9 protein-coding genes and 1 tRNA gene are annotated in these 10603 nt (G+C 46.5%); 7 read left to right on the forward strand and 3 right to left on the reverse strand.

Features of this window, described 5'->3' with window-relative positions:
- Positions 1–73: 73 nt before the first annotated feature.
- Positions 74–526 (reverse strand): hypothetical protein, encoded by a 453-nt coding sequence (locus BM607_RS10790; protein ID WP_087486520.1) that lies wholly within the window; start codon positions 524–526, stop codon positions 74–76.
- A 506-nt stretch (positions 527–1032) separates the two neighbouring features.
- Here BM607_RS10790 and BM607_RS10795 point away from each other — a divergent pair.
- Positions 1033–2223, forward strand: coding sequence for a class I SAM-dependent methyltransferase (locus BM607_RS10795; RefSeq protein ID WP_006083894.1), 1191 nt, complete (start codon positions 1033–1035; stop codon positions 2221–2223).
- A 237-nt stretch (positions 2224–2460) separates the two neighbouring features.
- Here BM607_RS10795 and rpiA read toward each other — a convergent pair whose 3' ends face one another.
- Positions 2461–3123 carry a ribose-5-phosphate isomerase RpiA gene (rpiA, locus tag BM607_RS10800; protein ID WP_006082772.1) on the reverse strand — a complete coding sequence of 221 codons (663 nt, stop codon included), beginning with the start codon at positions 3121–3123 and terminating at the stop codon, positions 2461–2463.
- A 251-nt stretch (positions 3124–3374) separates the two neighbouring features.
- Between rpiA and BM607_RS10805 the strand changes: the two genes are divergently transcribed.
- Genes BM607_RS10805 through BM607_RS10815 form a run of 4 tightly spaced genes read left to right on the forward strand, consistent with a single transcriptional unit; the run spans position 3375 to position 6454 of the window.
- A complete protein-coding gene (locus BM607_RS10805) occupies positions 3375–4310 on the forward strand; it encodes a DUF808 domain-containing protein (RefSeq protein WP_071938431.1) in 936 nt (311 codons plus the stop codon).
- Positions 4311–4358: 48 nt separating this feature from the next.
- Complete coding sequence (locus tag BM607_RS10810; RefSeq protein ID WP_071938430.1) at positions 4359–5309, forward strand: 3'-5' exonuclease; 951 nt, start codon at positions 4359–4361, stop codon at positions 5307–5309.
- Positions 5306–5464 (forward strand): hypothetical protein, encoded by a 159-nt coding sequence (locus tag BM607_RS21935; protein ID WP_170927464.1) that lies wholly within the window; start codon positions 5306–5308, stop codon positions 5462–5464. The genes BM607_RS10810 and BM607_RS21935 overlap by 4 nt, the downstream gene beginning before the upstream one ends.
- A gap of 48 nt (positions 5465–5512) precedes the next feature.
- Positions 5513–6454 (forward strand): hypothetical protein, encoded by a 942-nt coding sequence (locus tag BM607_RS10815; protein WP_071938429.1) that lies wholly within the window; start codon positions 5513–5515, stop codon positions 6452–6454.
- 111 nt (positions 6455–6565) lie between these two features.
- Here BM607_RS10815 and BM607_RS10820 read toward each other — a convergent pair whose 3' ends face one another.
- Positions 6566–6904, reverse strand: coding sequence for a PBPRA1643 family SWIM/SEC-C metal-binding motif protein (locus BM607_RS10820; protein WP_006083889.1), 339 nt, complete (start codon positions 6902–6904; stop codon positions 6566–6568).
- Between the two features lie 367 nt (positions 6905–7271).
- Between BM607_RS10820 and BM607_RS10825 the strand changes: the two genes are divergently transcribed.
- Both BM607_RS10825 and BM607_RS10830 read left to right on the forward strand, forming a co-directional pair.
- Positions 7272–7348: transfer RNA gene (locus BM607_RS10825), tRNA-Trp, on the forward strand.
- Positions 7349–7837: 489 nt separating this feature from the next.
- On the forward strand, positions 7838–10576 hold the full coding sequence (locus BM607_RS10830; RefSeq protein WP_249269582.1) for a TonB-dependent receptor: 2739 nt from the start codon (positions 7838–7840) through the stop codon (positions 10574–10576).
- The last annotated feature ends 27 nt before the right edge of the window (positions 10577–10603 follow it).

Below are 10603 nucleotides of genomic sequence, written 5' to 3' on the forward strand. Positions count from 1 at the left end.
AACACGGTGGTAAACAGGGGGACAAATGTGACCAGCACAAGCTGGTCACGATTTTTAATCAGCATATTGGCGTTTAAGCGCCTGCTTTGCCGCCGATATCACCGCAGGATTTTGCAGGTGCTGCGACAAAACCACTGCCTTTACAGCTGGCGTGTCCGGCGCAGGCGTTATCGGCAGTTTTACAATCGTTATGGCCTTTGCAGGTGTTAACGCCATAGCAGTGAACGAGTTCGGCGTTAGCAATTTTGCCCACCCAGTCATCAGCGACTTTACCGCCGACATCACCACAACTTTTTGATGGCATAGCCACAAAACCACTGCCTTTGCAGCTGGCGTGTCCAGCACAGGCGTTATCGGCGGTTTTGCAATCGTTATGGCCTTTACAGGTATTCACGCCATAACAATGTACGAGATCGGTACTGTCGGCGCCAGCCATAGGTTCGGCGGCATTGGCATAACCCGCCATGCTTGCCATTGCCATCGCTAATGCGGCGCCAGTCAGTGCAGTTTGTGTTTTCTTATTCATGGTTCTAATCCTTTTGAGTGTGACTGCTAATGAGTAATCTTGATTTGGTTGCTTTGATAACGACTGCTGTAAATCGACGACTTATAAAGCATTGACTAATAAACACAGGAGTAAGCCTAGTTGTTATCGAGCGATTCGTTTGAATATCTTGTGCGCGGGCTAAACGAGCCTTTCGAATGCGCAGAGCTTTTTCCTGTTGCGATAATGAGACCCGCACTTAGACCAATAACTTTCAACTTAAGTTAAAATGATGTTGTGAAAATCGAGACCAGCGCGATCGAGAGAGCAGAGAAATTGCCCAATTTATGGAAAAAATGGCGTTTCTTGCGCAGGTTTCGTGGCGCAAATAAGGTATGATCGGCAACCCGTGGATGATGGCAAATAAGCGCTGCGGCGCGTTCGGTACTCGCACTTAGGTGACATTGGGTATATCATCCGTTTCCCATTTTTTAGACAGCAGCCCTTTTTTAGTGGCGGCACTATTTTACAGGTTTACAGGCAGCACTATGGCTATCAGAATCAAACTTAAACCCGGCCGCGAGAAGTCGCTCGAGCGTCGCCATCCTTGGGTATTTTCCAATGCTATTCATAACATTAAGGGAAAACCAGAAGCCGGTGAAACAGTCGATGTGGTCGCGCATGATGGTCATTGGTTAGGTCGTGGTGCTTGGTCGCCTGAGTCGCAAATCCAAGTGCGGATTTGGACTTTCGATCGCGAAGAAGAAATTGATCGCGAGTTTTTTGCCAGACGTTTACAGCGGGCGCAAATTGGCCGTAACGATTTAATCCGCGAGCAAGGCTTAACGGGTTATCGTTTAGTGGCCGCCGAGTCCGATGGTTTACCTGGGATCACCATCGACAGATATGCCAATGTGTTGGTGTGTCAGTTACTGAGCACAGGTGCTGATTTATGGCGCGATACCTTAGTTGAGTTATTGGCCGAGCAATATCCTGATTGTGCTATCTATGAGCGTTCCGATGTGGATTCCCGTAAGAAAGAAGGGCTGCTGCCTGTTACGGGTTTACTGCACGGCACGCTGCCTGAAATGCCGGTGATTATCGAAGAAAACGGCATCAAGATCGCTGTCGATGTGATTAAAGGCCATAAAACAGGTTTCTATCTCGATCAACGTGATAACCGCGCCATTGCCGCCCGTTTTGTGAAAGATAAATCGGTATTGAACTGTTTCTGCTACACCGGCACCTTTGGTTTGTATGCCGCGAAAGCAGGCGCTGCCAGCATAGAAAACGTCGATGTGTCTTCTTTAGCATTAGCGACGGCGCGTCTAAATATGCAAGTGAACGGTTTGAGTGATGACAATGTGCATTACAACGAAGCCGATGTGTTTAAGTTGCTGCGTCTATACCGTGATGAAGGTAAAACCTTCGACGTGATCGTGCTCGACCCACCTAAGTTTGCCGATAACAAGGCACAGTTGAACGGGGCTTGCCGTGGTTATAAAGACATCAACATGATTGCATTGCAGTTGTTGAATCCAGGTGGGGTGTTATTGACTTTCTCTTGCTCGGGATTAATGCCTGCGGATCTGTTCCAAAAAATCGTGGCCGATGCAGCGCTGGACGCAAAACGCGAAATCCAGTTTATCGAACGCTTAAGCCAAGCGAGCGATCACCCAATCGGTAGCGCCTTCCCAGAAGGATTCTACTTAAAAGGCTTAGTCGCCAGAGCTTGGTAGATAGTCGCTAGAGCTTAAGCTAAGCGCTTGATATAAGCTGCCTGCGATGTGGGTTTAGTTAGAGAATAGGCCGTTTAGTCAGAGAATAGATGGCTTAGTCAGATAACATTTAACCCTAAAAAGAACCGTAAAAAATGCCAGCCCTTGAATAAAATGGCTGGCATTTTTATCGCGTATTTTTACCGTGTTTTTTACGTCTGCAGCCTTATGACTGGGATGTAGGTGTTAACGCTTAACTTATTCGGCAGTAAAGGTTTTTACGCCATCTGGGGTGCCGACTAACAGCACATCTGCGCCGCGTTTAGCGAACAGACCGTTAGTGACGACACCGACTATCTCATTGATCTGACTTTCCAATTCTTTTGGATTAAGGATCTTAAGATTGTACACATCGAGGATCACGTTGCCGTTATCGGTCACAACGCCTTCACGGTACACAGGATCGCCGCCTAGCTTAACTAACTGACGTGCCACATAAGAGCGCGCCATAGGGATGACTTCAACTGGCAGTGGGAATTCACCTAGGATGTCGACTTGCTTAGTGTTATCAACGATACAGATAAACTTTTCAGCCACAGCCGCAACAATTTTCTCGCGAGTTAACGCCGCTCCGCCGCCTTTGATCATATCCATACGGTCGTTGATTTCATCGGCACCGTCCACATAGACAGACAAACGATCGACGCTGTTTAAGTCATAAACGGGAATACCCAGCGCTTTCATTTTCTGAGTTGATGCCTCAGAACTAGAGACTGCGCCTTCGATATCAGCTTTCATGGTCGCCAGTGCATCAATAAAGTGATTCACAGTCGAACCAGTACCAACACCAACAATACTGTCTCTTTCAACGTACTTGAGTGCGGCCCAACCGGCAGCTTTTTTCATTTCATCTTGAGTCATGTTGACATCCTGTAACAGCAAATGAGTAAAAAATTCTGCGCTTAGTATACTCTTTTCCGATAAATAATGTGGCGCAATTCCGCCTTAGGTGTGATCTAGATTGCAGGCTTGTCGACATGAGTCAGTGATCCCAATAACCTAAGTAACTGAAGCAGTTAAGTTAGAAAGCATTTCGCTATACGACACTAATCTAACTAAGCTACTATGGCAAAAGCAGAATGGTTTATAGATGATTGGTAGAGGGATTTAGCATGGCTGGCGCAAGTTTATTAACCTTACTTGACGATATCGCATCGATTTTGGATGACGTAGCGGTAATGAGTAAAGTGGCGGCAAAGAAAACCGCGGGTGTACTTGGGGACGATTTAGCCCTCAATGCCCAGCAAGTCACTGGCGTGAGTGCCGAGCGTGAATTACCTGTCGTTTGGGCGGTAGCTAAGGGATCGTTTCGTAATAAATGCATTTTAGTGCCCGCAGCCCTGTTGATCAGCGCCTTTATTCCTTGGGCGGTAACACCGTTATTGATGTTTGGTGGACTGTTTTTGTGTTACGAAGGGTTCGAAAAACTGCACCACAGCTATAGCCACAGAAAAGGCCAGCCACACAGCGAAACGCAAGAGGAAAGCGAGCTACCAGATATCAAAGATTTAGCCGCTTACGAGGCTGAAAAAGTCAAAGGCGCAATTCGTACCGACTTTGTGTTATCGGCGGAGATTATCGCGATTACCTTAGGCATAGTGGCGGACAAATCCCTATCGACGCAGTTTTTCACCTTATCCGTTATCGGGATCATCATGACCATAGGTGTGTATGGTTTAGTGGCCGCGATTGTAAAAATGGACGATGCGGGTTTGTACTTGAGTCAGCGTGAAGGCGAGTCGGCCTTAACGCAAATGAACCGTAAACTGGGTTTTGGCTTATTGAGCGCCGCACCTGTGCTGATGAAAAGTTTAACCATTATCGGCACTGCGGCCATGTTTATGGTGGGCGGCGGGATTTTAACCCATGGCTTACACATGATTGGCGAGCAAATCCAGCATGCTGAGCAAGCAGTCGCGGCGATGAGTTTTGTCGGACCTGTGCTTGCCGTGCTGACGCCAAGTGTGCTCAATGGCCTATTTGGCGTCGTTGCTGGCGGAGTCGCACTCGCTGTGATGACAGGGATACAGAAACTGCGTGGCGAGTGAGGTGCACGCATCGACAATCGAGGATTAACTCAACAAGGAAGGGCGACGATGAAGTTAATGAAATACTGTATCTCCCCGAGTAAGTTGGCTTGGTTACGCAAAGAATTGGGTAAAGATGCCAACGGCTTGATTGCGGCAATGGATGCTGCGGGCACAGCTTATCTCGATAAGCTCAATGCATCGACCGAGGCGTTAGAGGGAGAGCCGTTAGAAGGTGAGGTGAGGGCCGAGACTGACACGCCCACCAATGCTAAGGCTCAGACTCAGCGGCAAGCGCAGCGTCAGTTGGCGTATTTGTGGTTGCAGCAGCGGATTGCCTTAGCTACTCGTATCGATGATGCTGACATGGCGGCATTAGCTGCCTTTGAATTTCAACAGATCCATATTGAGGTTGTTCAGCCATCGGAGTTTGATGCGGTTGTCGCGCGATTACAGGCTGAGCAAGTCCTAGGTTTTGATACTGAAACCCGTGCGAGTTTTGAGCGCGGCGTACAACATCCCCTGAGCCTTATCCAAATCGCGACAGCGGACGCTTGTTATCTATTTCAACATGCCATTTTAGGTGAGCAATTCACCCAGTTAAAAACCGTATTAGAAGATGAAAATATACTCAAAGTCGGCGTCGGTTTACGCAGTGATGCGCAGGCCCTCAAGCGTCAATGGGGCATCAATGTCACTTCAAAGTTAGATTTAAACTGGGCACTGGCGCAACTTGGGGCGGAGAAAGAAATGGGGACGCGCCAGTTAGTGGCGACTCTGCTCGGCACTCGTATCGATAAACCGAAAAAAATCACCCTATCGAATTGGCAGCATGTGCCATTATCTGGCGCGCAAATCAATTATGCCGCCGCCGATGCCTTGGCGGCACTCATGTGTTTCAATGCGTTAATCACTCAGCTGACGCCTTTTTATCATGCATCGAGTGCCACAAAAGCTGCGCCGTTAATCCCCTTGAGTCTAGCGGCGCCATTGGCGAAATATTTTAAGGATGTTGAATGAAGCGCAAAACCCAAGATGCCGCAAAGGAAGACATCAGGCCATTACACTCGGATATGAGCTCGCAGGGCACCAGTACTTTAGGTTTGATTTACCGCGTGCTGGGCATGTTGTTCCTGTTAGCGATGATCACCCTTGGGGTAAATGCCTGGGCATAGTGATTTTGTGATCATCAGTGCCAACAGGTAAAAATAAAGGAGAACGCTATGTTAGATGCCATTTGTGAACTCGAAACAGAGGATCATTTAACAGCGAGAACCACTTACAGTGTTTTTAAGTTTCAACAATTATCCGATGACGATATCGAGCGTTTGCGGCAATGGTTAATTTGCCCTGCGTGCGGCGGTAAAGCGTACTTTCGTAAAGCTTCAAAGGATGGCAAAGCCGCCTGTTTCGGCTCGCGTTATCACCAAGCCGATTGCATTGAATTTAAACCCTCGGCGCAAAAATCTCGCGAGGAGCAAGATGCCATCGAAGTGCATCAGCAGTTGGTGGACGCCGATGCCTTAATGATCGATTTCAGTCGTAAGCCTCGCCGCCATTCTCCCGCAAACAAAGCGTCAACCGCGCCATCTGCAAGTAAGACTGCGCCAACGTCTAAGTCGTCTTCTATATCTGAGTCGTCACCAGTACCTGTTACATCGTCAGCGGACGGTCAAGTGCAAGAGTTGAAAACAGACTACCAAGTTAACACTGCGGCGCACACAACCGAGAAACGGGTGCCAAGCCAAGGGCTCGAAAAGTTACTGCACAGTTTATTGCGTGGCACAGATCTGGCGAAATCTGATCTCTGGGTATACACAGACACTGAGCGCAAATACCGTTGGCGGGCGAAGAACCTGTTCGTCAACTTTGCCGATGCCGACCCGCTTGATAACAAACCCCACATGTATTGGGGCACAATATCCCATACAGACCCGACCATGAGCTGGCTTAATCCCGCCGACAGTAAAGATATCGGTATTCCTATCGATGGGATAAAACAGCCATTATTAGCGCAATTTGAAATAGAAGATAAACGCGATCTAGAAGGTGCGGGATTGATTTTATTTGGCAAATGTTTTTGGAATAAAGAAAAGACCCGCAAAATTATTCAGCTGTGGAATAACGATTTGCAGCGGATTTTTATCTCGAAGCTGGAAGATTAGCTTTGGGCAGAAACTAGAATTGGGGAGAGAAAAGGGGCTATTCCCGACGTACAAAAACATCACGGCAAAAGTCCCTATCTATTTTATTACTCATAACGCTGATTAAAGCGTTTACTTGCCGCAGCACTTCTTGAATTTTTGACCGCTACCACAAGCGCAAGGCTCGTTACGATTCGGTTTCTTCTCGAACGTTGTGGTCTTAGGCTTATTCAATAAACCTTCTAACTCAAGGATATCTTCAGCAACGTCGGCATTGACTTCGATATTAGCAAACAGTTGGTGTTCGGCAACAATCGCAGCAACTTCGAGTTTACGCGTTTCATCGGCAACGATTAATTGCAGAGGTAAGGCTTCTGTACCCGGTTTAGCGGCACGCTTAGTGTTGTAGCCAAAGCTCTCATGCTTTGGCTTAGGCGTTTTACGACCTTTGAAGAAAAATTTGTCTGACATCTTGGTTCCGTCGAGCAGTGTATGAAATTGACGATGCTTATACTATAAAACGCCGATTTTATAAATCGAACTCAGATCTTTTTTCGATAAATGCGTGGCTTTTACCCTTAAGCGGCCCAAAAATTGCCGAAACAGCCATATCCGTCGAATTTATTGCAGCGATTGGCCTTGGAACATTGGGGCGCTAACTCTCTTGATAATGTATCCATTAAAACATTAAGCCCAATATGCGGCGGCTTTTTAATCTCTGTGGCACTTAATTCAACAGTAACTGGCTAACTTGTTTGAAAAACCTTCAGTTAATGAGTTTTGTCATAAAAAGTACTTTACCTTTGGAAGTGCTTTTAGCATAATGCCCCACGTCAACAGGGGTGTAGTTCCAATTGGTAGAACAGCGGTCTCCAAAACCGATGGTTGCGGGTTCGAGTCCTGCCACCCCTGCCAAATTCTAGAAGGCCTAGCAGAAATGCTAGGCCTTTGTCTTTTCTCAGTTTCTAATTTTTTATTCAACATTCCGGTCCATATTCCGACTCTGACCTTACTCTGTAATATCCCATTAATCCCGTTGAAGATCGAACGCCTTATCTTTCCTATCTTTTTCAATTTACCTTCCTTGAGTAACATCTTTCCGTAAACCTATTTACCCTGTTTTCCCTTTATTCCTTCTGGCTCGTTTGCGCTATCTTGATGCAGTCAGCTGGAGGGAATGCGCGATATTAGGGCAGGAAACGCCAACTATCACAATTTAGAATAAATTTTAATCCATTTTGAAACATGAATTTACCCTATATTTACCCATTATTGTGCAAATTGGTGTGGAAAACGTTTACCCTTGGTGTTATAAATTAGCCCCAGATGGATACATCTAATTAACAAAATGGTTGTCACGCTCTCTACTCTACACAAATGAATGTTCAGAGAATGGATAAGATAATGAAAAATAATAAATTCAAGCTCAGCAAAGTCGCAATTGCATTGCTCCCTTTATGCTATGTAACCCATGGCTTTGCTGCGGAAGATGAAACTAAAAAAGACACCACGCCAGTTGCGGCTACTGCCGAAGAAAAAGTTGAGGTGATAGAAGTTAGGGGATTTGCCTCAACCCTAAAACAATCGCTGTTTAGCAAGCGTACTTCATCGCAAACGGTGGAAACGATTTCTACCGATGATCTTGGCAATATGCCTGATGTGACCATTACCGATGCACTTGCTCGTCTGCCTGGGGTGGCAGCCGATCGCGATCGCGGTAACCCAAGTCGTATTTCAATTCGTGGTATGGGACCACGTTTGAATATGGCAACGATGAATGGCCGTGAAATTGTTAGCGGTGAACCAAGCCGTGATGTGCGCTACGAACAATTTCCCGCAGAACTGATTAATGCGGTACAAGTTTATAAAAGTCCGACGGCAAGTAATATCGAAGGCGGTATTTCTGGCTTAGTGAATATGGACTTTGTGAGTCCATTAGCGCAAAGCGAACGTAAAGTGACCTTGAGTGCCAATGGCATGTATTACGATCTGGCCGATGAATTGCCGGACGGACAAACTACAGGCTCTAAATTGAGCTTTAGTATGGTTGACAAAATCACCGATGATTTAGGCTATGCCTTTGGTATTGCTTATCAAGATCAGCCTTCTGTGCAACGTGGAACTAAGAGCTGGAATTACAATAATGGCGCAGATAGAGGCGACATTAATGGTAATGGCATCCAAGAGTCTGCGCCTTGGGGCGGGCAATCTGGCACTAAAATCGGTAATAACAAACGCTTAGGCACTATGGGGATCCTAGAGTGGCAAGCAAGCGATAAGCTAAAACTCAAATACGATCTGTTTTACTCTAAGTTTAAAATTGAAGAACATGAAGATCAGATGTACTTCAATAATTTAGGTAACTATCAAAGCGGCCAAAATTGGAACTACAATCATTCTGCGGCTCAGCCTGACATCATTACCAAAGCCGATGGCAGCGAGCAGTTAGTGGGCGGTGGATTGGCTTATGCCAGTCACGAAGTGCATAACGCGACTTGGTTCCAAGAAAACCAATTGCTGAGCACAGGTTTGAATGCCGTATGGGAAGGGGACGTTTGGCGAATTAAGGCCGATGTCGGTTTTTCTAAGGCGCAAATCGATTCTGTCTGGGTCGATATCATCTCTAGCTACAACGGCCCAAGCTATGACTTAGGTTGGAGTGTGGCCGATGGTAATAGTTTTAGCGCAGAAGTACTTGATAATCCTGCGGAAGGATTAAGCGCGATAGACATAGCTAACCCAGATTATTACACCTTAGGTGCAATGAAATGGGTGGAAACCACACCAGGTGTTTGGGAAGAGCAAAATATTGGCATGATCGGGGATAACGACCGTGATCTGTCGGATAAAATGGTCAATACCCGTTTAGACTTCGAGCGTTATGTCGATTGGGGAGTTTTCGATCAGCTGAGCTTTGGTGTGCGTTATTCGGATAGAGATAAACAAAACCGTGTTGTCGATTGGCAAAAAGCCGTTATCGCGGGCAATGGTTTAAGCAACTATGGCAGCAGTTATACCGTTGGAGGCGATTATAAAGTCCCTAACCTTTATGCTCTGAAGGATTGGGATAATGTGGCGAGTGTTGCCTTTGGTGGTCGAGGCACTGCGGATTACTCACTGCAAAACAATGCTGATAAACTTGCTTCTTGGGGGCTGACTGAAAAGAACAGTGCTGCTTATGCCATGTTGAACATCAACAGTGAATGGGGTGATATGCCTTATTCGGGCAATATCGGCATTCGCGTTGTCAACACGCGTTCAACCTCAGAAGGCTATGAGCAGTTGCTCGATGGCTCTCTCGCTCCAGCAAGTGTCGATCATGAATACACTGAGGTGCTGCCGTCACTTAACTTGCTGTTTAATGTGACTGATGATTCGCAAATCCGTTTTGGCCTAGCTCGCACTATGTCACGTCCTCCATTGATTGAGATGCGCACCGGTTTCTCCATCGATACCACAGTGACGCCCAATACCGCTTCTGGCGGTAATCCTGAGTTAGACCCATATATTGCCAATCAGGTTGACCTTGGTTACGAGTATTACTTCTCTGACAGTGGCGCCATGACAGTGTCTTTCTTCTACAAAGACATGCAAAGCCATATAGGTATCGCGACCAGCACTAAAACCTTAGAAGGTGTCGATTATGAATATAGCGGCCCAATTAATGGTGATGGTGGAGCGATTAAAGGTTTTGAAGTCTTGTATCAACAAAGCTTTGATTTCTTACCTGCTCCCTTCGATGGTTTAGGTGTTTATGCCAACTACTCCTATACAGATTCTGCTGTGGAAGAGTTTACGCCACAGGATAATCCATACACTTTGGCGGGTTTGTCTAAAAATGTGGGCAACGTGACCTTATGGTATTACAAAGAAGGATTTGAAGCTCGAGTGGGCTACGACTACCGCAGTGAATACACAGGTATCAATAGCTGGGATCCGAGTCAAATCTCTTTATATGATGCTCAAGGTACGGTTGATGCGAGTATTTCTTATCAGTTCACCGATAACTTTAAAGTGATGTTGCAGGGCCAAAACCTGACCAACGAAGCGTCAACAAGTTACTGGGACAACGATAAAACCCGTCTAGCAGAAAATGTGGAATGGGGTCGCCGTTACGTGCTGGGCTTTACGCTCGCGATGTAATGGTCACTGGGGCGCCCGCCGAGGCGG

The organism is Shewanella sp. SACH, from assembly GCF_001887095.2.
GTDB classification, from domain to species: Bacteria; Pseudomonadota; Gammaproteobacteria; order Enterobacterales; family Shewanellaceae; genus Shewanella; species Shewanella baltica.